This is a genomic window from Streptomyces sp. AC627_RSS907, from assembly GCF_019049165.1.
In genome coordinates this window covers 1-647 of sequence record NZ_JAGMUE010001145.1, presented here as the reverse complement: position 1 = coordinate 647, position 647 = coordinate 1, and the positions used below count along the sequence as shown (strand labels likewise).

2 protein-coding genes are annotated in these 647 nt (G+C 69.4%); both read left to right on the top strand.

The window, feature by feature from the left end; all coding sequences use genetic code 11:
* Positions 1 to 516 (top strand): SufD family Fe-S cluster assembly protein (locus tag KUM32_RS40745; protein WP_217146712.1); only part of this gene is annotated, 516 nt, incomplete at its 5' end.
* Positions 513 to 647, top strand: a 135-nt coding sequence (locus KUM32_RS40740) for a Rieske 2Fe-2S domain-containing protein (RefSeq protein WP_374227617.1), incomplete at its 3' end; no start/stop codon positions are given. The genes KUM32_RS40745 and KUM32_RS40740, both read left to right, overlap by 4 nt.

Here is a 647-nt window from a genome sequence, read left to right as displayed (position 1 = left end):
CTGCACCCGCGGGTGATCTACGGCGGTCCCGGTGGCGAGGCCGAGCTGTACGGCCTGTACTTCACCGACGACGGCCAGCACCAGGAGCACCGGCTGTTCGTGGACCACGACACCCCGCACTGCCGGAGCAACGTGGTCTACAAGGGCGCGCTGCAGGGCCAGGACGCGCACGCGGTGTGGATCGGCGACGTGCTCATCCGGGCCGCGGCCGAGGGCACCGACACCTACGAGCTCAACCGGAACCTCGTGCTCACCGACGGTGCGCGCGTGGACTCGGTGCCGAACCTGGAGATCGAGACCGGCGAGATCGTCGGCGCCGGCCACGCCTCGGCCACCGGCCGGTTCGACGACGAGCAGCTCTTCTACCTGATGGCGCGCGGCATCACCGCGAATGAGGCCCGGCGCCTGGTCGTCCGTGGCTTCTTCGCCGAGCTGGTCCAGCAGATCGGCATCCCGGACGTCGAGGAACGCCTGCTCAGCAAGATCGAGGCGGAGCTGGAGGCGTCCGTCGGATGAGCGCCCCGTTCGTACGGGCTTGCGCGCTGAGCGAGCTCGAAGAGGACACCCCCAAGCGCGTCGAGCTGGACGGCGTGCCCGTCTCGATCGTCCGCACCGAGGGTGAGGTGTTCGCGATCAACGACATCTGG